The sequence below is a fragment of the Paraburkholderia sp. 35.1 genome (assembly GCF_050436525.1).
GTDB lineage: Bacteria > Pseudomonadota > Gammaproteobacteria > Burkholderiales > Burkholderiaceae > Paraburkholderia > Paraburkholderia tuberum.
This window is the reverse complement of record NZ_JBNDMJ010000002.1, coordinates 237,776-257,786: the sequence shown is the minus strand read 5'-3', so window position 1 is coordinate 257,786 and position 20,011 is coordinate 237,776. Positions and strand designations below refer to the sequence as shown.

General features: G+C 62.3%; 13 protein-coding genes, 2 tRNA genes, 3 rRNA genes and 1 riboswitch. Of the genes, 9 read left to right on the top strand and 9 right to left on the bottom strand.

Translation table 11 applies throughout. The features are described 5' to 3' along the window. Positions 1-45: 45 nt before the first annotated feature. A complete protein-coding gene (locus OKW27_RS07035) occupies positions 46-507 on the top strand; it encodes a (2Fe-2S)-binding protein (protein ID WP_090808471.1) in 462 nt (153 codons plus the stop codon). Positions 508-721: 214 nt separating this feature from the next. On the opposite strand, the gene OKW27_RS07030 is transcribed toward OKW27_RS07035, so the two are convergent. The 7 genes from OKW27_RS07030 to OKW27_RS07000 form a co-directional block, all read right to left on the bottom strand. Next, positions 722-2,290, bottom strand: a complete 1,569-nt coding sequence (locus OKW27_RS07030) for an efflux transporter outer membrane subunit (protein ID WP_429333030.1) — start codon at positions 2,288-2,290, stop codon at positions 722-724. Next, the gene (locus OKW27_RS07025) at positions 2,287-3,294 is read right to left on the bottom strand and encodes an efflux RND transporter periplasmic adaptor subunit (RefSeq protein WP_187612142.1); all 1,008 of its coding nucleotides are present in this window, start codon (positions 3,292-3,294) and stop codon (positions 2,287-2,289) included. Before OKW27_RS07025 ends, OKW27_RS07030 begins: the two co-directional genes overlap by 4 nt. Continuing rightward, positions 3,291-3,500, bottom strand: coding sequence for a DUF1656 domain-containing protein (locus OKW27_RS07020; protein WP_090808477.1), 210 nt, complete (start codon positions 3,498-3,500; stop codon positions 3,291-3,293). Before OKW27_RS07020 ends, OKW27_RS07025 begins: the two co-directional genes overlap by 4 nt. Before the next feature lie 82 nt (positions 3,501-3,582). After that, positions 3,583-5,685: an FUSC family protein gene (locus OKW27_RS07015; RefSeq protein ID WP_429333029.1), complete on the bottom strand. Its 2,103-nt coding sequence runs from the start codon at positions 5,683-5,685 to the stop codon at positions 3,583-3,585. Between the two features lie 6 nt (positions 5,686-5,691). Continuing rightward, a complete protein-coding gene (locus OKW27_RS07010) occupies positions 5,692-6,396 on the bottom strand; it encodes a MarR family winged helix-turn-helix transcriptional regulator (RefSeq protein WP_090808481.1) in 705 nt (234 codons plus the stop codon). Positions 6,397-6,602: 206 nt separating this feature from the next. Then, positions 6,603-8,261: an ATP-binding protein gene (locus OKW27_RS07005; protein ID WP_429333028.1), complete on the bottom strand. Its 1,659-nt coding sequence runs from the start codon at positions 8,259-8,261 to the stop codon at positions 6,603-6,605. A gap of 3 nt (positions 8,262-8,264) precedes the next feature. Beyond that, positions 8,265-9,782, bottom strand: a complete 1,518-nt coding sequence (locus OKW27_RS07000) for an ATPase domain-containing protein (RefSeq protein ID WP_429333027.1) — start codon at positions 9,780-9,782, stop codon at positions 8,265-8,267. 197 nt (positions 9,783-9,979) lie between these two features. Between OKW27_RS07000 and OKW27_RS06995 the strand changes: the two genes are divergently transcribed. Then, on the top strand, positions 9,980-10,420 hold the full coding sequence (locus tag OKW27_RS06995) for a hypothetical protein (protein ID WP_090808487.1): 441 nt from the start codon (positions 9,980-9,982) through the stop codon (positions 10,418-10,420). A gap of 27 nt (positions 10,421-10,447) precedes the next feature. On the opposite strand, the gene OKW27_RS06990 is transcribed toward OKW27_RS06995, so the two are convergent. Next, positions 10,448-11,068, bottom strand: a complete 621-nt coding sequence (locus OKW27_RS06990) for a histidine phosphatase family protein (protein ID WP_429333026.1) — start codon at positions 11,066-11,068, stop codon at positions 10,448-10,450. Between the two features lie 80 nt (positions 11,069-11,148). Then, a riboswitch (cobalamin riboswitch) is annotated at positions 11,149-11,294 on the top strand. Between the two features lie 40 nt (positions 11,295-11,334). Between OKW27_RS06990 and OKW27_RS06985 the strand changes: the two genes are divergently transcribed. The 7 genes from OKW27_RS06985 (at position 11,335) to rrf (ending at position 18,293) form a co-directional block, all read left to right on the top strand. Next, positions 11,335-11,556 carry a CbtB domain-containing protein gene (locus OKW27_RS06985; RefSeq protein WP_429333025.1) on the top strand — a complete coding sequence of 74 codons (222 nt, stop codon included), beginning with the start codon at positions 11,335-11,337 and terminating at the stop codon, positions 11,554-11,556. 11 nt (positions 11,557-11,567) lie between these two features. After that, on the top strand, positions 11,568-12,308 hold the full coding sequence (locus OKW27_RS06980) for a CbtA family protein (RefSeq protein ID WP_429333024.1): 741 nt from the start codon (positions 11,568-11,570) through the stop codon (positions 12,306-12,308). A gap of 600 nt (positions 12,309-12,908) precedes the next feature. Then, positions 12,909-14,441 (top strand): 16S ribosomal RNA (locus OKW27_RS06975). Between the two features lie 75 nt (positions 14,442-14,516). Continuing rightward, a tRNA-Ile gene (locus tag OKW27_RS06970) sits at positions 14,517-14,593 on the top strand. A 53-nt stretch (positions 14,594-14,646) separates the two neighbouring features. Next, positions 14,647-14,722, top strand: a tRNA-Ala gene (locus OKW27_RS06965). A gap of 348 nt (positions 14,723-15,070) precedes the next feature. Continuing rightward, a 23S ribosomal RNA gene (locus OKW27_RS06960) occupies positions 15,071-17,952 on the top strand. 227 nt (positions 17,953-18,179) lie between these two features. Continuing rightward, a 5S ribosomal RNA gene (gene rrf, locus OKW27_RS06955) occupies positions 18,180-18,293 on the top strand. Together the 16S, 23S and 5S rRNA genes with 2 tRNA genes alongside form the textbook arrangement of a ribosomal RNA operon. Before the next feature lie 146 nt (positions 18,294-18,439). Here the strand turns inward: rrf and tnpC are convergent. Continuing rightward, positions 18,440-19,996, bottom strand: coding sequence for an IS66 family transposase (gene tnpC / locus OKW27_RS06950; RefSeq protein WP_429333023.1), 1,557 nt, complete (start codon positions 19,994-19,996; stop codon positions 18,440-18,442). Between the last annotated feature and the right edge of the window lie 15 nt (positions 19,997-20,011).

Genomic DNA, 20,011 nt, shown 5'->3' with positions numbered 1-20,011 from the left:
ATGAGCAAAAGCTTGCGGTGTAGCGCGGCGACTCAGGAGGCAAGCATGGCGGTACTGAATATCAACGGACGCAAGGTGAAGGTCGATGCCGATCCGGACATGCCGCTGCTATGGGTGCTGCGCTGCGATCTCGGCATGACCGGCACCAAGTTCGGCTGCGGCGTGGGCATCTGCGGCGCGTGCACGATCAATCTCGACGATGCCGCGTGCTTCGCGTGCCAGACGTTGATGTCGAGCCTGCATACGCAGAAGATCACGACGATCGAGGGTTTGCAGGGACGCGAGGCGCAGGCGCTGAAGGCCGCGTGGATCGAACTCGATGTGGTGCAGTGCGGTTATTGCCAGAGCGCGCAATTGATGGCGGCTTGCGCGTTGCTGAAGCACAAGCCCGATCCGACCGACGCCGACATCGACGAGGCGATGACGCCGGTGGTGTGCCGTTGCGGCACGTATCCGCGGGTACGGGCGGCGATACATCAGGCGGCGGCGAAAGTGCGGAACAGCTAGCCACTCTTTCGGTCCGCCGCCCGCCCAGCTCAATTAGCCAACATTTCGACCACCGCAACCACCGCGGTGAAGATACCGATGCATCCGCCCAACGTGACTACACCCTGCATGAATGGCGACATACGAGACTCCGTAGCGTGAAGTGGTGTCACGTATTTAACCGAAAGTGAAAGCAAAAAGAAAGATTGTCAAAAATAAATCGTAAGACGGCCGATCAAGGCGCTTTCGCAGTTGCGGCCGTCGACGCTCCCGACTTCGCGGACGGCTTGGCCGCGACAGGTGTTGCCTTCAGCTGCGGCCGCGTTTCACCCGGCGTGCTTTGCCCGCCAACTTCCCACCCGCCGCCCAGCGACAGGAATAGATTGACCTGATCGATCGCCACCTGGCCCTCCGCCGCCGCGAGCTGCGACTTCGCGGCCGTCAGCGTGCGCGTCGCGTCGAGATCGGAGATGAACGACTCGCGCCCGGCGCGATACAGCCGATGCGTTTCATCCGCCGATTGCGTCGCCGACTTCAGCGCCGCGCGCAGCGATTCGGCGCGCGCGTAATCGGACGCGTAGGTCGCGAGGTTGGTCTCGGTTTCGCGCAGCGCGGTCAGCACCACGCCGTCGAACTTCGCGAGCGCGACCTGGCTCGACGCTTCGGCTTCGTGCACCCGTTGGCGCGCGCCGTTGGCCGGGAAGGTCCAGCTGATCAGCGGACCGAAGGCCCAACGCGCCGTCGGCGAGGTGGGAATGTCTTCCAGAATGCCGGTGAAGCCCGCCGACGCGCCAATGCTGATGCTCGGATAAAGCGCCCCGGTCGCGACGCCGATGCGCGCCGTCGACGCCGCGAGCCGACGCTCGGCTTCGTGCACGTCCGGGCGTCGCCGCAGCAGCCCGGCGCCGTCGCCGATCGGAATCGGCTGGTGGATTTGCGGCAGCCGGTCGCAGGCGAGCACGGCCGGCGGCAATTGCGATGGCGCCTGGGCGAGCAGCATCGCGAGCCGGTATTGTGCGATCTTGCGGCGCGCGGTGTAGCGCGGAATGTCGGCCGTCAGAGTCTCGACCTGAGTCTGGCCGCTCGTGACCGCGGTCTGGTTTCCGCGTCCCGCGTCGCGCAGACGGCGCGACACGTCCACGCGCTCCTTCTGTAGCGCGAGCGATTGCTGCGCGATGCGCAGCTCCTCGGCCGCCGAGCATTGTTCGACGTACGAGCGCACCACGTCCGCGACGACAGTGATGCGCGCGAGGTCGCCCGCGGCTTCCACGGCCTCGGTGTCCGCCGCCGCCGCTTCGACGCCGCGGCGCAGCTTGCCGAACAGGTCGATTTCGTACGAGACGTTGATGCCCATGTCACCCAGGTTGGCGACCGGCAGTTTCTCGAAGAGCAGGTATTGCTCGGCCGATTCCTGCGCGCGCTGGATCGCCACCGACGCGTTGCCCGAAAAACCGCCCTGCGCTTGCGCTATGCCCAGCGCCTCGCGCGAGCGCGCGAGATTCGCGGTCGCGACGCGCAGGTCGGTATTCGATTTCAACGCCTGGTCGACCAGACCGTTCAGCACCGGATCGTCGTACAGCTTCCACCAGACGGTCGGCAGATTGAGGGTTGACGTCAGCATGGGATCGGCGCCCTCGATCGCTCCGTTCGCGAGCGGGGCATTGACGAGCGCCTGTTTCGGCAGCGTGTAGTTCGGCCCGACGTTGATGCAGCCGTTCAGCGCGACGGTGAGCGGCAATAACGGCAGCAGCGGCAGCAGCGGCAAGCGCGGCGCCAGCGCGGACAAGGTACGCACGAACTTCATTGCGACGCGCCCGACGGTGCGGTGCCCGACCCAGCGGACCCGGACGCCACCGACGAACCCGGCGCCACCGGCGCAGCCGAAGCGGCGACCGTGCCAGATGCGCCACCCGTGCCCGACACGGCTCGTCTCCTGAGCGGCGACAGGTCACGCACCGACACCGTCGCGGTACGCCCCGCGATCAGGCGGAAATCAGCGGGCACTTCATCGAGCGCGACCCGCACCGGAATGCGCTGCGCGAGCCGCACCCAGCTGAACGCCGGGTTCACGTTCGGCAGCAGATTGGCGCTTTGCGTGCGGTCGCGGTCTTCGATACCGGCGACGATGCTTTGCACGTGCCCGCGCAGCGGCTTCGGCTCGCCCATTACGATGATGTCGACCGGCTGGCCGATGTCGATGCCGCGCAGCTTGGTTTCCTCGAAGTAGCCGTCGACGCGGAACGAATGCATGTCGACCACCGCGACCACCGCGCGGCCGGCCGCGACGAATTCGCCGGCGCGCGGCGCGCGGTCGTTCAGATAGCCGTCTACCGGGCTTTTGATCGTCGAGCGCTCGAGGTTCAGCTTCGCGGTGTCGATCGCGACGTTCGCGTCGGCGAGCGCGGCTTCGCCCGCCTCGACGCGCGAGCGGCTTTCTTCGAGTACTTCGGCGGCGACGAGATTGCCGAGCTGACGATTGCGCGCGTATTCGCGGCGGGCCTGATCGAGCGTCGCGCGGCGCTGCTGCGCCGTTGCCTCGGCCTGACGCAATGCGAGCGTGTAGCGCGCCTGATCGATCCTGAACAGCACCTGGCCCTGCTTGACCTGCTGGTTGTCCATGACCTCGACCGACGAAATCAGTCCCGACACGTCGGGCGCGACCTGGATCACGTCGGCGCGTACGCGCCCGTCGCGGGTCCACGGCGCGAACATGTAGTAGTTGACGAGTTTCCACAGCACCAATGCTGCGACCACTACGACGATCAGGGTCAGCAGGATCTGACCGACGGAGAACCAGGTTTTTTTCACGTTATTAGTCTGTGCGAAACGACGACGACAAGGCCCAGCACCAGCACATAGACGCCGAGATCGAAGATGGAGCGATGCCAGACGAAGCGGTAAAAGCCGGTGTAATCGAGCGCGGTGCGAATGCCGAGGTTGATCAGATACGCGATCAACATCAGCACCAGCACGGACGGTACGAACACGCCGAAGATATCGATTTCACCGATCATCGCGGGAACTGGGAAAAGGGGGAGGCGGGGTGCGAAGGCGGGCGCAAGCAGGGGCGCAAGCAGGGGCGCAAGAATGGGTGCATCACGCGGCGGCCTCCGGTTCGGTCGGCGTTGGTTTCGTGAGGGTCGCCGGAAACAGCGAAAGACGCAAGCCGACCAGCGCGTGCAGCGCATCGCGCAACTGACGCGCCGAGGTCCGCGAGGTCTCGGTCGGCGCCGCGGCATTGGCGAGCCCCTGCGCGGTGACGCGCGCGACGGCCACGTCGATCAACGACATCAGGCTGTCCGGCACCGGCTCGCGGTGGCGTCGATCGATGCAGCTCTCGTAGTATGTACGCACTCCATCGAGAACATGGTCGATCGCGCCGGCCGCTTCGCCGCCGAGCTTGCGTGTGAGGCGGCGCAGGTCCAGCGCATTGAAGCCGATGCGCAGATCGCGGAAGCTCTCGATCGACGGATGGCGGTAGTCGTCGGTTGCAGCGAGGCGCGGGATCAATTGCATCAGCCGGTCGAGCATGCGCGCGGCGAGATTGCGCGGGTCTTCGATCGGCCGCGTCGACGCGCTCAGCGCGACGTCGGCCCAGCTCGAGCGCAACAGGCGCGCCGCGGCCAGCTCGGCGCCGAATGGGCGCGTTGCACGGGTCCACAAGTATGCATAGAGCAGGCCGGAGAGGCCCGCGAGGTTGGCGTTCAGGAACGTCAGGAAGTTCGCGTCGTACGCGTCCTGAATGCTGATGAAGGTGGCCGTGTTCACCGCGACCAGCACCGTCACCATGTTGAACTGCGGGCGCGGAATCAGCGTGCCGACCAGAATGAACGGCGCGGCGAACAGGATCACCAGCATCGGGAAGTCGTGCACCTGCGGCAGCACGACGAACAGATAGAGGCCCGCGGCCACCACGGCGACGCCAGTCGCGAGGAAGAAGCGGAACACGAACGGCGCGGGTTCGTCGAGCGCGGCGAAGAAGCAGCAGGCGACCGCCGCGAGCGTGACCGCGCTCGCGCCGTCGTTCCAGCCCGAGCCGATCCACAGCGCGCACGCGAGCACCACAGCCGCGGCCGCCGACACGGTCGCGAACAGCATCATGCCGCGATCGTAGAAGCGCTCGGTGCCGCCGAGTCGCCAGTGACGGAAATGCGGCCGCCACGAACCTTCCTCGCGCGTGATGATGATGCGCAGCGAGCGGCAGTCTTGCCACACGTCGATCACTTGCGCGAGGCGCCATAGTGCATTCGACAGCAGCGCGCCGTCCCAATGCGTGAGCGCGGCGGCGGGCGGGTGCATCGCGGCGATGCGCGCGCGCAGCGCGTTGGCGGTCTCGTCCGCGTGATAACCCTCGCTCGGCGCGGGCAGCGGTTGGTTGAACCACTTGATGACGTCGTCGATCAGCGTCTGAAGTCCTTCGGGCCAGTGTTGCGGGCCGTTGTTGTAGAGCGCGAGCAGCGGATCGGCGAGCGACGACATGATCGGCAGCAGCAGTTGCATGCGGCCACGTAGTTCATGCGCGCGCGCGAGGACGTCGGGCCGCGTGTGATCGTAGGCGAGCTGGCTCAGCAGCAGTTCGAGACCGTTGATCGTGCTCGCGAGTCGTTGCCGGGCACCGGAAATCGCCGAGCTTGCGATACGGCCCGACAGCGTTTCGGTCGCGTAGAACGCGGCGTCGCGAAACCATGCGTCGGTGCGCTCGATGATCGTCGGCGCGAGCCGGCTCGGAAACACCGCGCTGCCGACGATACTCGCGCACACGATGCCGAGAATGATCTCCTCGGTCCGGCTCACGGCGAGATCGAAGACGCCGGTCGGATTCGTCACCGACGGCAGCGCGATGATCGGCATCGTATAGGCCGCCAGCATGAACACGTAGCTGCGCGCGGTGCGGTCGGACACCGCGAGGTAGAGCATCGTGCCGATCCACGCCGCGACGACCACGCTGAACAGGTACGGCGATTCGACGAACGGCGGCACCAGCAGCACCGCGCCCGACGCGCCGAGCGCAGTGCCCAGCGCACGATAGATCGCTTTCGAGCGGGTCGCGCCGACGAACGGGTTCGACACGATGTAGACGGTCGCCATCGCCCAGTACGGCCGCGGCAGTTCGAACGCGAGGCCGATGTAAAGCGCGAGCATGGCCGCGGCGAACGTTTTGACGGAAAACAGCCAGTCGCGGAGAGTGGGATAGACCATGAACCGTTACGCGGAATCGGCGTTGTGCGGCGCGGTGGCTCGCGCGCCGCTCTTGGTGGACTTGCGCGCCTTGGCGGTGCCGCGTGATTTGCCGGCCGTTTTGGCAGCGCTTTTGCCGCTCGTCCGTTTGACCTTGCTGGCAAGCGCCTCGCCTTTGGCGGGCTCGCGCTTCGCCGACGAGGTGCGCTTCGTCGCCTCGTGCCTGACCGATTCCGGGCGCACCGGCTGCGCGCGTTCGTGACGCGTGTCGCGCTCGACGCTTCCCGGTTCGGCGCGTCCGGCGGCATCGGCCGTGAATGCGCCGAGCACGCGCAGGGCGGCTTCGAGATCGTCGCGCGATACGCCTTTGAGCGCCTGCGCGCGCAACGTGACCAGCTCCTCTTCCATCTTCGCGGTGACGGCGCGGCCTTCGTCGGTCAGTACGACGGTCTTCGCGCGGCGGTCTTCGGGATCTTCGTCGCGGCGCATCAGGCCGGCCGCGCACAACTGGTCGAGCAGCCGCACGAGGGACGGCCCCTCGATGCCGATGTGATCGGCGAGCGTGACCTGACGCACCGCCGAGCCGAGCCGGCTCGCGGTCAGCAGCGGCGTCGCGCACGCTTCGGATACGTTGAAGGCCGCGAGCACACCGTGACTCGTGCGCCGCCACTTTCTGGCGGCGACGACCAGCGTGCTGCTGACGGTGCGGCGCAGGGCATCGAGATTCGACATGGCCGGTATTGTATTTCCAAAATATTCGTTAGCAAACTATTGAATTGGAAATCGTGACCGAACCGGAGGAGCGTGCGGCGCGAATGCGACAGCGGCATTAAATCGGTGGCCAGGAGGTGGGCTTACAGAATCGTTGGGTGTGCGGTGCGCCGCGATTCAATGGGCATTTTGATGCAAGTGGTCTACTTGATTCACTCGAGCTTGATTCACGCGAGCAGCCCGATCCGCACCGTGCGCGCCAGCTCGTCGAGCTGAAACGGCTTGCGCAGGATCGTGCAATGCTTGACTGCGAGATCGGCAATGTCGACGTCCGCATAACCGGTCGCCAGGACCACCGGTAGATCGGCACGAAGCTTGCGCGCCGCGGCGATCACGTCGATGCCGTTCATGCCCGGCATCGCGAAGTCGACCATCAGCAGATCGGGATGATCGTCGACGAGGCGGTCAAGGCCGGCCTGGCCGTCGGCGGCCTCGGTCACCGTGTAGCCGAGCATGCGCAACGATTCAACGAGCATCGCGCGCACTTCGCTGTCGTCCTCGACCACGAGCACGCGCTTGTCGCCGACCGCGTTCGCTTCCGCATCGGACTCCGCTTCGCTGTGCGCGGCCACTCGCTCGCGCATCGGCAGCCAGATCTGCACCGTGGTGCCGGTACCTTCTTCGCTGAAGATGCGCGCGGCGCCGCCCGCCTGCCTCGCGATGCCATACACCTGGCTCAGGCCTAGCCCCGTGCCCTTGCCGATCGGCTTGGTCGTGAAGAACGGATCGAACACGCGCGACACGACGTCTGGCGGAATGCCCTCACCCGTGTCGGCGACTTCGATCACGACGTAGCGGCCATGCTTCAGCGTCTGGTCGGGCGCGTCGCGCAGGGTCACGTGGATGTCGAGGCGCCCGCCGGCCGGCATCGCGTCGCGCGCGTTGATCGCGAGATTGAGCACCGCGAGCTCGAGCTGATTTGCGTCGGCCTGGGTCCACATTTCGGTGCGCTCGAAGTCGTTGTCATAGCGGATGCTCGAGCCGAGCGACACAGCGATGATGTCGCGCATGCCCTGCAGCAGCGCGACCACGTCGATCGCTTTCAGATTCGGGTTGCTGTTGCGCGAGAAAGTCAGCAACTGGCCAGTCAGTTTCGCGCCGCGCTCGGTCGCGCGCTTGACGGTGGCCGCCATGCCGCGCAGGCGTTCGTCGCCGCTCACGCGCGCGATCAGTTCCGCGTTGACCATGATCACGTTCAGCAGATTGTTGAAGTCGTGCGCGATGCCGCCGGTCAGCTGACCGAGCGCCTCCATCTTCTGCGATTGCACGAGCACGGCCTGAACCTTCGCGCGTTCGTGGATCTCGGCCATCAGCCGGTCGTTGGCTGACGCAAGTTCGTGCGTGCGCGCGGCGATGCGGCTTTCCAGCGAATCGTTCAGCTGCTCCAGCGCGTCCTGTGCCTCGATGCGCTCGGCAAGCAGCCTTCGCGACTCATATTGCCGTCCGCGGGCCCGCAACGACGACACGACCGCGCGCCGCAACGTTTCCGAATTGAGCGGACGTTCGAGCACCACTACGTTGCCGAGCCGTTCGAGCACTTCGAGCCCGCGCGCGGATCGATGGCCGATGCTGCGGGCGGCGAGCAGGATGAACGGGAAGTCGGACCATGCGGGCTGCCGTTCGAGCCACGCATAGAGGCTCGAGCCGTGGCCGTTCGCGAGCGCTTCCTCGGTGAGCAGCGCGGTGCCCGCGCCGACGTCGAGCTCGGTGGTGAGCGCGTCGGCGTCGTCGCAGGTCACGCAGGCGCGTGCGTCATTGTGCAGAACGGCGGTGATCACTTCGGCGTCGCGGCCGAACGGTGCGAGGATGAGGACACGCTGCTCCATCGCTCACTGTCCTGACATATCGATCAGATGGTTCGTCGCGCCGAGCATCGCGGTGCTGCCGCGATACGAGGGCAGGCCCGACAGCACGCCCTCGAAGTCGCGCAGCGCTTCGCCGACCTCGACGCCTTCGGTGCCGAGGCGGAACTGGCGGATCGTGCGTTCATGATCGTTCGCGCGGCTCTTGACGGCGGTTATTGCCGTCAGCACTTCGCCGCGGTGCTCGAAATAGCGGAACAGCACGACCACGTCGCTCAGATAACTGACGTCGACCTCGGTCTGCACTTCGCCGATGATGCCGTGCTGCCCGAGCACGAGCATCGTGACCACGCCCTGCTGATTCAGATAGCCGAGCAATTCGTGCATGTGCAGCAGCAGGTAGCGCTCGCCGGGCATCGCCTGCAGATAGGCGTTCAGGCTGTCGACCGCGACATAGCGCACGTGCTCGTTTTCGACCGCGTTGCGCACGTCGCTCGACAGCTCGCCCGGCGAGATTTCCGCGGGATCGATCTGGCGCAGCATCAGCAGACCGCTTTCGACGTGCGGCGCGAGATCCATGCCGAGCGTCGCGCAGCGTGTGACCAGCGTGCTGAGCGTTTCGTCGAATATGTAGTACGCGCAACGCTCGCCGCGCTCGAGTGCGGCAAGCAGGCACGACACGACGGTGGTGGTTTTGCCGACCCCCGACGGGCCGATGATCAGCGAATTGGTGCCGGGGACGAGGCCACCGCCGAGCAGCGCGTCGAGGCCGGGCGTGCCGGTGCTCATCGGGCTCGTGCCGAATTCGCTGCGATGCTCGGCGGCGACCAGACGCGGATAGACGCGCAGACCGCCGGTGTTGAGCGTGAAGTCGTGATAGCCCTCGCGGAACTTGATGCCGCGCATCTTCGCGATGCGCAGACGGCGGCGATTGCCGCCGTAATCATGAGCGACGTTTTCGAGGCTGATCACGCCGTGCACGATGCTGTGAAGCTGAATGCCGGAGGTGCTGGCCGACGTGTCGTCGAGCAGCAGCACCGTGCATTCGCGCGTCGAGAAATGGTGCTTGAGCGCGAGAATCTGCCGACGGTAGCGCAATGGGTTCTCCGCCAGCAGACGCAGTTCGGACAGGCTGTCCAGGACGACGCGCGCCGGCTTCAGTTCGTCGACGTGCTCGATTACGTTGCGCACGCTTTCGCCGAGTTCGACTTCGGCCGGGTGCAGCACGGTCTGTTCGTATTGCGGTTCGAGCCCTTCTTCGGGCAGTTGCTCCAGTATCGTGAAACGGCTCAGATCCCAGCCATGGCTCGCGCCGATCGCGAGCAGTTCAGCACGGGTTTCGGACAGCGCGATATAAAGGCCGGTCTGCCCTTCGTGCAGGCCCTCGAGTAAGAATTGCAACGCGAGGGTGGTCTTACCCGTGCCTGGCACACCCTCCACGAGGTACATGCGGTTCGGCGTAAGACCACCGCCGAGGATGTCGTCGATGCCTTCGATGCCCGACGATATGCGGGCGGGGGTAGGGGCGGCGGTAGTGGTCGACATGATGGTTGAAATGACGGCGGCAGTGGCTTTGATCGAAACGGGCGCGATGTCGCGGCCGGTATGGCGCTATGCAATTTGTGTGCCGTCGTGCATTGCCTGCGTGCTCGGGCCTCGCGCGCATGGGCATGAAGCGTGCTATTAAAGGTGGCTCGCTGCGAGTTTTTCTTCAGCAGCACTTTGGAAGCTTCACGCACACCATGAAAACCTATCGACTTTCGGCTATCGCGCTTACCGCGGCATCGCTCGTTGCGCTGCTGCCGGTCAGTGCATCCGCCGACGATAGCCCCAGACCTTGCGGTGCGCTCAAACGGATCGTGGCCGCGGCGCCGGACGGCTTCGCCTCGCTGACACCCGACGACGGCAAAGGCGTTGCGCAACCTTATGGCGATGACGCGCAATGTTCGGCCGCGCATCGAAGTTTCCAGTGCACGTGGACGCCGCATCAGGCGGCGGGCTCGAACGCGGATGCATTGGAAGCGGTCGCGGCAGATGTCGCGTCGTGCCTGCCCGATGCAACGCACGATCAGAATTCGCCGGGACGTCAGCACTTTTATCTCGGCGCGAAGGATCGACGCACCGAAATCACGCTGACGCCCGAGGGGTCCAACCGGTTGCGGCTCGTGGTGTCGGGCAGGTAAGCGGCGGTGCCGTTCAGGCGCTGGCGTTCAGGCGGTGGCGGCCGGGCGCCACGACCAGCCGCGTCGCGAGTGGCGTAATTCGACGACCGACAGCGGCGCGATCTCGATGCGACAGAACACGGTTGGCGATGCGCCGAGGGCGTGCACGATTGCCGCTCGCAGTAGAGTCGCGTGGGTGATGGCGACGATGGTTCGACCTTGCGCAGAGGCCGCGAAGCTTGCTTCGTTGACGGCATTGCATGAACGCACGTCTGCCTGCTGCGCGTCGAGCCACTCTCCAACCCGCTGCACGAGTTGACCGAACGATTCGCCGCCGGGCGGCGCGGTGTCGGGCTCGCGTGTCCAGGCGGCGAGTTCGCGGGGCGTTGCGTCGGCAATGGCCGCGAGGCGCTGGCCGCGCCATTTGCCATAGTCGATATCCACCAATGCGTCGGCAGGCGTGGCGCTCAGACCGAGCGCGGCGGCCGTTTCGCGCGCGCTGGCGGCGGGGCTGGTGAACACCGCGCCGTGGGCGGGAAGCGCGAGACGCGGTCGCGCCGCTACGGCTTCGGCGCGACCGCGCGCGTCGAGCGGATCGTCGTCAGGGAAGCGGCCCGCGCGCTGCGCGGCCGTTGCCGCGTGGCTCACCAGTAATAGTCGCGTATCCATTCTTTGCGTTGGCGCCTCATTCGTACTTGCCTGCGTGGTTTCATCGCCTCGCGGCGCGCGTTGCGAGGTAGCCCTCGCCGTCACGGAAGCCGCAGTTTAGCGCGTAGAATACTGACACTGCGAAGCACGGAAGCCGGTGAGAGCCCGGCGCGGTCGCGCCACTGTAATCGGCATTGCAATCCACAAGAGCCGAAAGCCAGACCCGAGCTTCGCACCATTCCTCTGCAATCGACTTTCGGGGCGCGTCACCCCAGGAGATGTCCATCATGACCGAAGCTGTTCTTGATCGCGCCGCGCAACCGGCAGCCCAGCCCACTCCCATTCCTTTACGCGAACTGCTGCCATGGGTCGTGTTCGGCGGCTTGCTGCTGTTGCTCGCGCTTTACTTCGTTGGTGCGGAACAGGGCGCGACGTCGCTCGTGCCCGGCATGTACATGCATGAGTTCGTGCACGACGGCCGCCATCTGCTCGGCTTTCCCTGCCACTAACGGAGTTCGACATGGTAGGTAAATTGTTGGTGCGCGGGATGCTCGCGGGCATCGTCGCGGGCTCGCTCACGTTCGCGTTCGCGCGAATCGTCGGCGAACCACAGGTCGATCAGGCCATTTCATTCGAAGAAAAAGCGGCCGCCGCGCGCGGCGAGGCGCCCGAGCCCGAAATCGTGAGCCGTCAGACGCAGGCTGGCCTCGGCCTGCTGACTGGCGTGGTCACGTATGGCGCGGCATTTGGCGGCCTGTTCTCGCTGGTGTTTGCGTATGCGTATGGACGCGCGGGGACGTTGAGCGTGCGCGCGCTGTCCGCGTGGCTCGCGCTTGGCGCGTTCATCACGCTCGTGATCGTGCCGAATATCAAGTATCCGGCCAATCCGCCGTCGGTCGGTGATCCGGAGACGATCGGCACGCGCACGGGCCTGTTCTTTCTGATGATCGCGATTTCGCTCGCGACGATGGTGTTTTCGCTGAAGGTGCGGCGTCGCGCGGCGGCGAAGCTGGGTGCGTGGAACGGTTCGATCGTCGCGGGGCTCGTGTTCGTCGTGGTCATCGCGGCCGTGCAACTGTCGATGCCGGTCATCAATGAAGTGCCGGCCGCGTTCCCGGCTGTGCTGCTGTGGAAGTTCCGCGTCGCGGCGATCGGCATGCAGGTGGTCATGTGGACGACGATCGGGCTGCTGTTTGGCGCGATGGTCGAGCGCAGCGCTTTTATGCGTACGAATGCGCGGGTGACGATGAAGTCCGCCTGATGGTGACGGTGACACGCGGCCGCGCAAGCGGCCATTCTCGCGCGCAACGCGCGAGAATGGTTTTGCATCAAGTACTTGGCGCAGTTGTGGAGTGGTTATCCACAGCCTTGCGAACATTTTCTGTGGAAAAGCTGCTTAACGGCTTTTCGCAACTCCACTCATCTCTCCCTTTCGCCGCGGCGCTCCGGAGAATTCAATTGGAAGCCTAACTAATTCAGGTTGCACGCGGCACTGCTCAATTTTTAAGCTCTTCAACTTTTTAAAATAAATTGTGAGAAGGGTATTGACGTGTTGTCGACCGCTCTCCATAATCTCGTTTCTCTGCTGCAGACGCAGCGACGCAAACGAAGCAGTGCCGGGTAGTGGTGGTTCAGGCGCGGCGGGTTTGGCGGACCGATCTTTAAAAACTAACAGTCGATAAGTGTGGGCGCTTGATGCGGAATGCGGCGGCGGATTCTCCGGAGTCTGCTGTCAGGCAGAAGTATCAGAAGCCTCACACAGTATTAGAGGAAGGTTTGTCTGTCGAAAGACGGATCAATCATCGTCAGTACGTTGAGTGAGCGACCGGGTTCGAGAGAGCCCGAACACAGTAACAGGTTTGAACTGAAGAGTTTGATCCTGGCTCAGATTGAACGCTGGCGGCATGCCTTACACATGCAAGTCGAACGGCAGCACGGACTTCGGTCTGGTGGCGAGTGGCGAACGGGTGAGTAATACATCGGAACGTGTCCTGGAGTGGGGGATAGCCCGGCGAAAGCCGGATTAATACCGCATACGCTCGGGAGAGGAAAGCGGGGGATCTTTCGGGACCTCGCGCTCAAGGGGCGGCCGATGGCAGATTAGGTAGTTGGTGGGGTAAAGGCCTACCAAGCCGACGATCTGTAGCTGGTCTGAGAGGACGACCAGCCACACTGGGACTGAGACACGGCCCAGACTCCTACGGGAGGCAGCAGTGGGGAATTTTGGACAATGGGCGCAAGCCTGATCCAGCAATGCCGCGTGTGTGAAGAAGGCCTTCGGGTTGTAAAGCACTTTTGTCCGGAAAGAAAACCTTGTGGCTAATATCCGTGAGGGATGACGGTACCGGAAGAATAAGCACCGGCTAACTACGTGCCAGCAGCCGCGGTAATACGTAGGGTGCGAGCGTTAATCGGAATTACTGGGCGTAAAGCGTGCGCAGGCGGTGCTGTAAGACCGATGTGAAATCCCCGGGCTTAACCTGGGAACTGCATTGGTGACTGCAGCGCTGGAGTATGGCAGAGGGGGGTGGAATTCCACGTGTAGCAGTGAAATGCGTAGAGATGTGGAGGAACACCGATGGCGAAGGCAGCCCCCTGGGCCAATACTGACGCTCATGCACGAAAGCGTGGGGAGCAAACAGGATTAGATACCCTGGTAGTCCACGCCCTAAACGATGTCAACTGGTTGTCGGGCCTTCATTGGCTTGGTAACGTAGCTAACGCGTGAAGTTGACCGCCTGGGGAGTACGGTCGCAAGATTAAAACTCAAAGGAATTGACGGGGACCCGCACAAGCGGTGGATGATGTGGATTAATTCGATGCAACGCGAAAAACCTTACCTACCCTTGACATGTATGGAATCCTGCCGAGAGGCGGGAGTGCCCGAAAGGGAGCCATAACACAGGTGCTGCATGGCTGTCGTCAGCTCGTGTCGTGAGATGTTGGGTTAAGTCCCGCAACGAGCGCAACCCTTGTCCCTAGTTGCTACGCAAGAGCACTCCAGGGAGACTGCCGGTGACAAACCGGAGGAAGGTGGGGATGACGTCAAGTCCTCATGGCCCTTATGGGTAGGGCTTCACACGTCATACAATGGTCGGAACAGAGGGTTGCCAAGCCGCGAGGTGGAGCCAATCCCAGAAAACCGATCGTAGTCCGGATCGCACTCTGCAACTCGGGTGCGTGAAGCTGGAATCGCTAGTAATCGCGGATCAGCATGCCGCGGTGAATACGTTCCCGGGTCTTGTACACACCGCCCGTCACACCATGGGAGTGGGTTTTACCAGAAGTGGCTAGTCTAACCGCAAGGAGGACGGTCACCACGGTAGGATTCATGACTGGGGTGAAGTCGTAACAAGGTAGCCGTATCGGAAGGTGCGGCTGGATCACCTCCTTTCCAGAGCTGTGCATTCATTGCACTCAAGTGCTCACGCTTATCGGCTGTGGTTAGAAGAAACGCAGGCAGGCTCAGGGGTCTGTAGCTCAGCCGGTTAGAGCACCGTCTTGATAAGGCGGGGGTCGATGGTTCGAATCCATCCAGACCCACCAGTGTCTTGTCTGGTGAGCTGAAGGGCTGGGGCCGCTGGAGTATCTGTGAGACTGGGGGATTAGCTCAGCTGGGAGAGCACCTGCTTTGCAAGCAGGGGGTCGTCGGTTCGATCCCGTCATCCTCCACCAATCCTCAATGCCAAGGGTTCAGCACGAAGTGATGCTGAGTACTTTGCATTGGCGATTGAGCCAGTCAGAGCGGTATGAGGCACAGGCTTCATACCGGCTGCCGTTCTTTAACAATCAGGAAGAAGTAGTAAAGAGATTCACGAAAGGCACCTGGAGATGGGTGCGGAGTAGGTGAATCAGGGTTGTGATTGTATCGATGTATTTTAAAGGTGATCGAAAGATTGCTTTGGAATACGGCGCAACACGAATACTCAACCTGTAGCGAGTGCGTCTATCCCCTGCGGGGATGGGACCCACGTAAGCGCTAAAGCGCTAGCGTGGGTCGACACAGAGACACACCCGTTATAGGGTCAAGCGAACAAGTGCATGTGGTGGATGCCTTGGCGATCACAGGCGATGAAGGACGCGGTAGCCTGCGAAAAGCTCCGGGGAGCTGGCAAACGAGCATTGATCCGGAGATGTCCGAATGGGGAAACCCACTCCTAATGGAGTATCCGTAGCTGAATCCATAGGCTGCGTGAGGCGAACGCGGTGAACTGAAACATCTAAGTAACCGCAGGAAAAGAAATCAACCGAGATTCCCAGAGTAGTGGCGAGCGAAATGGGATCAGCCGGTACACGTTATCTGTATTGTTAGTCGAACGCTCTGGAAAGTGCGGCCATAGCAGGTGATAGCCCTGTAGACGAAAACAGCATGGAAGAACTGGGTGTACGAGAAGTAGGGCGGGACACGTGAAATCCTGTCTGAAGATGGGGGGACCATCCTCCAAGGCTAAATACTCGTGATCGACCGATAGTGAACCAGTACCGTGAGGGAAAGGCGAAAAGAACCCCGGGAGGGGAGTGAAACAGATCCTGAAACCGCATGCATACAAACAGTCGGAGCCTCTGCGAAGGGGTGACGGCGTACCTTTTGTATAATGGGTCAGCGACTTACATTCAGTGGCGAGCTTAACCGATTAGGGCAGGCGTAGCGAAAGCGAGTCCGAACAGGGCGTCCAGTCGCTGGGTGTAGACCCGAAACCAGGTGATCTATCCATGGCCAGGTTGAAGGCACGGTAACACGTGCTGGAGGACCGAACCCACTAACGTTGAAAAGTTAGGGGATGAGCTGTGGATAGGGGTGAAAGGCTAAACAAACCTGGAAATAGCTGGTTCTCTCCGAAAACTATTTAGGTAGTGCCTCGTGTATCACCTTCGGGGGTAGAGCACTGTCATGGTTGTGGGGTCCATTGCGGATTACTACGCCATAGCAAACTCCGAATACCGAAGAGTGCAATCACGGGAGACAGACATCGGGTGCTAACGTCCGGTGTCAAGAGGGAAACAACCCAGACCGCCAGCTAAGGTCCCCAAATATGGCTAAGTGGGAAACGAAGTGGGAAGGCTAAAACAGTCAGGAGGTTGGCTTAGAAGCAGCCACCCTTTAAAGAAAGCGTAATAGCTCACTGATCGAGTCGTCCTGCGCGGAAGATGTAACGGGGCTAAGCCATATACCGAAGCTGCGGATGCACAGTAATGTGCATGGTAGGAGAGCGTTCCGTAAGCCTGCGAAGGTGCACTGGAAAGTGTGCTGGAGGTATCGGAAGTGCGAATGCTGACATGAGTAGCGATAAAGGGGGTGAAAGGCCCCCTCGCCGTAAGCCCAAGGTTTCCTACGCAACGTTCATCGGCGTAGGGTGAGTCGGCCCCTAAGGCGAGGCAGAAATGCGTAGCTGATGGGAAGCAGATTAATATTTCTGCACCATTGTGAAATGCGATGGGGGGACGGATCGCGGAAGGTTGTCCGGGTGTTGGAAGTCCCGGTCCTTGCATTGGAGAAGGCGCTTTGGCAAATCCGGGCGCGGAATTCAAGGGTGCGAGGCGAGCCACTTCGGTGGCGAAGCAACTGGAAGGGGTTCCAGGAAAAGCCTCTAAGCTTCAGTTTCACAGTGACCGTACCGCAAACCGACACAGGTGGGCGAGATGAGTATTCTAAGGCGCTTGAGAGAACTCGGGAGAAGGAACTCGGCAAATTGGTACCGTAACTTCGGGATAAGGTACGCCCTCATAGCCTGACTGGCCTGCGCCAGAAGGGTGAAAGGGTTGCAATAAACTGGTGGCTGCGACTGTTTAATAAAAACACAGCACTCTGCAAACACGAAAGTGGACGTATAGGGTGTGACGCCTGCCCGGTGCCGGAAGATTAAATGATGGGGTGCAAGCTCCTGATTGAAGTCCCGGTAAACGGCGGCCGTAACTATAACGGTCCTAAGGTAGCGAAATTCCTTGTCGGGTAAGTTCCGACCTGCACGAATGGCGTAACGATGGCCACACTGTCTCCTCCCGAGACTCAGCGAAGTTGAAGTGTTTGTGATGATGCAATCTCCCCGCGGCTAGACGGAAAGACCCCATGAACCTTTACTGCAGCTTTGCATTGGACTTTGAACCGGTCTGTGTAGGATAGGTGGGAGGCTATGAAGTTGGGACGCCAGTCTCAATGGAGCCGTCCTTGAAATACCACCCTGATCTGTTTGAGGTTCTAACCTTGGCCCGTGATCCGGGTCGGGGACAGTGCATGGTAGGCAGTTTGACTGGGGCGGTCTCCTCCCAAAGTGTAACGGAGGAGTACGAAGGTACGCTAGGTACGGTCGGAAATCGTGCTGATAGTGCAATGGCATAAGCGTGCTTGACTGTGAGACTGACAAGTCGAACAGGTGCGAAAGCAGGTCATAGTGATCCGGTGGTTCTGTATGGAAGGGCCATCGCTCAACGGATAAAAGGTACTCTGGGGATAACAGGCTGATACCGCCCAAGAGTTCATATCGACGGCGGTGTTTGGCACCTCGATGTCGGCTCATCTCATCCTGGGGCTGTAGCCGGTCCCAAGGGTATGGCTGTTCGCCATTTAAAGAGGTACGTGAGCTGGGTTTAAAACGTCGTGAGACAGTTTGGTCCCTATCTGCCGTGGGCGCTGGATATTTGAAGGGGGCTGCTCCTAGTACGAGAGGACCGGAGTGGACGAACCTCTGGTGTACCGGTTGTCACGCCAGTGGCATCGCCGGGTAGCTATGTTCGGAAGAGATAACCGCTGAAAGCATCTAAGCGGGAAACTCGCCTTAAGATGAGATATCCCCGGGGCTTCGAGCCCCTTGAAGGGTCGTTCAAGACCAGGACGTTGATAGGTCAGGTGTGCACGTACAGTAATGTACTGAGCTAACTGATACTAATTGCCCGTAAGGCTTGATCCTATAACAGGTGTGTCTCGACCCGCGTGAGTGCTTCAGCACTTACGCGGGTCCGATCCCCGAAGGGGATTTGTGTGACCTCCCGCGGGAGCTCACAGAAACGCACGGTTGGGATTCAGTGTTGTGCCAGAAACAACACAACCCCCCACACTCGAATCCTTTACGCTTCTTCCCGATTGGCTGTGGCGCGACCGGTTGACTTCAACCCTGCGACGCAGCAACCCGTCATGCCTGATGACCATAGCGAGTCGGCCCCACCCCTTCCCATCCCGAACAGGACCGTGAAACGACTCCACGCCGATGATAGTGCGGATTGCCCGTGTGAAAGTAGGTAATCGTCAGGCTCCCCTCCAGTCAGAAACCCCACCCGCCGCGGTGGGGTTTTTGCGTTTACGCGACCGTCATCGGCAGAGATGACGTTTCGGAGGTAAGCACCTCGCGACGGCCGTCCGCAACGCGGCGCCCGCGTGAGGCATGATGGGGAATCGGGTTACGTGTCAGCAGACGCCGATGGGCCAGACTGCCGAGGCAGCTTCGTGGCCACGTTCCAGGGCAACAGTTCGTCGATGCGGTTAATGGGATGGTCAGCGATATGGGTCAGGACGTATTCGAGGTAGGCGCGCGGGTTGATCCCGTTGAGCTTGCATGTGCCGATCAGACCGTACATCGCGGCTGCCCGCTCGCCTCCGCTGTCGGAGCCGGCGAACAGGAAGTTCTTGCGGCCCAGACTCACACAGCGCAGCGCGTTTTCGGCCAGGGCGTTGCTGATCTCGGCACGACCCTCTTCGCAGTACAGCGCGAGCGCGTCCCACTGGTTGAGCGAGTAACGGATCGCTTTGGCCAGTTCGGATTTCTTCGACAGCGTTGCGAGCTTGTCCGTCATCCACGTCTTGATGGTCGCGAGCAGCGGCACGCTTTTCTCCTGCCGCACGCACAGCCGTTCAGCGGCGGGTTTGCCGCGGATGTCCGCCTCGATGCCGTAAAGTGCACCGATCAGCTCGAGCACCTCCCGGGTCGCCTCGGTAGGCGTTCGGGCATGCACGTCGTATATGTACCGTCTCGCGTGGTCCCAGCATGCAGCCTCGCGAATCTTGCCGCTCTCGTACAGTTCGTTGAAGCCGCTGTAGGCGTCGGCCTGAAGGATGCCCTCGAATCCGGCCAGATGGGTCTGGGGATGGATGCCTTTGCGGTCCGGCGAGTAAGCAAACCACACTGCGGCCGGTTCGGTCGAGCCCGAACGGGTGTCATCGCGCACATACACCCACAGGCGCCCAGTCTTCGTCTTCTTCTTGCCCGGCTCGAGCACCGGGATAGGCGTGTCATCCGCGTGCAGCTTCGACGGTGCCACCGTGTAGCGGCGCAGTGCCTCGGTCAGTGCATCGCAAAGGGCCTCGCACTGGCCGACCCAGCGTCCCATGCTGGCCGGATCCAGCTTCACGCCGTCGCGCGCGGCAATCTGCGACTGCCGGTACAACGGCGCGTGGTCAGCGTACTTCGAGACGAGGATGTCGGCCAGCAGGCTCGGATGGGCAATGCTGCGCGTGATCGGCAGGCCTGGCATGGACGGCTGCGAGAAGTGGTGGCCGCACGGACAGACCGTCTTGCGCCGGATCGTGCGGATCACCTTGAACATTGCCGCGACGCGGGCGAGCTGCTCGGACACGTCTTCTCCGAGCGGCTGCATGGCGCTGCCGCACTTCGGGCAGGTCGCGTCGGCGTCGAGTACGCGTTCTTCGCGTGGCAGATGCGGCGGCAGCGCTTCTTTCGGCGATGCGTCGCCCACAGGCGTGCTCGCGCTTGATTGGCGGGCGCGTCGCACATCAGCGACACCACGCTCACCGGTCAAGTCCTCGAGCGCGGTTTCGAGCCGCGCGACCTCCCGGTCCAACTGCTCGGACTTGCGGCCGAACTGCATGCGCTTGAGCTTGTCGATCTGCGCCTTGAGCTGCTCGATCTCCAGATCGCGCTCGGCAAGCTGGGCACGGGCCTCGACCAGCAAGGCTCGCAGGGTTGCAACATCGTCAGGAAGTTCGGCGCCGTTCGACATGCGGCGCAGTTTACG

What these genes read in the sequence shown, in the direction of transcription:
- OKW27_RS07035 (WP_090808471.1), top strand. Translation starts at nt 46, where the DNA reads ATGGCGGTACTGAATATCAACGGACGCAAGGTGAAGGTCGATGCCGAT.
- OKW27_RS07030 (WP_429333030.1), bottom strand. Translation starts at nt 2,290, where the DNA reads ATGAAGTTCGTGCGTACCTTGTCCGCGCTGGCGCCGCGCTTGCCGCTG.
- OKW27_RS07020 (WP_090808477.1), bottom strand. Translation starts at nt 3,500, where the DNA reads ATGATCGGTGAAATCGATATCTTCGGCGTGTTCGTACCGTCCGTGCTG.
- OKW27_RS07015 (WP_429333029.1), bottom strand. Translation starts at nt 5,685, where the DNA reads ATGGTCTATCCCACTCTCCGCGACTGGCTGTTTTCCGTCAAAACGTTC.
- OKW27_RS07010 (WP_090808481.1), bottom strand. Translation starts at nt 6,396, where the DNA reads ATGTCGAATCTCGATGCCCTGCGCCGCACCGTCAGCAGCACGCTGGTC.
- OKW27_RS07005 (WP_429333028.1), bottom strand. Translation starts at nt 8,261, where the DNA reads ATGGAGCAGCGTGTCCTCATCCTCGCACCGTTCGGCCGCGACGCCGAA.
- OKW27_RS07000 (WP_429333027.1), bottom strand. Translation starts at nt 9,782, where the DNA reads ATGTCGACCACTACCGCCGCCCCTACCCCCGCCCGCATATCGTCGGGC.
- OKW27_RS06995 (WP_090808487.1), top strand. Translation starts at nt 9,980, where the DNA reads ATGAAAACCTATCGACTTTCGGCTATCGCGCTTACCGCGGCATCGCTC.
- OKW27_RS06990 (WP_429333026.1), bottom strand. Translation starts at nt 11,068, where the DNA reads ATGGATACGCGACTATTACTGGTGAGCCACGCGGCAACGGCCGCGCAG.
- OKW27_RS06985 (WP_429333025.1), top strand. Translation starts at nt 11,335, where the DNA reads ATGACCGAAGCTGTTCTTGATCGCGCCGCGCAACCGGCAGCCCAGCCC.
- OKW27_RS06980 (WP_429333024.1), top strand. Translation starts at nt 11,568, where the DNA reads ATGGTAGGTAAATTGTTGGTGCGCGGGATGCTCGCGGGCATCGTCGCG.
- tnpC (WP_429333023.1), bottom strand. Translation starts at nt 19,996, where the DNA reads ATGTCGAACGGCGCCGAACTTCCTGACGATGTTGCAACCCTGCGAGCC.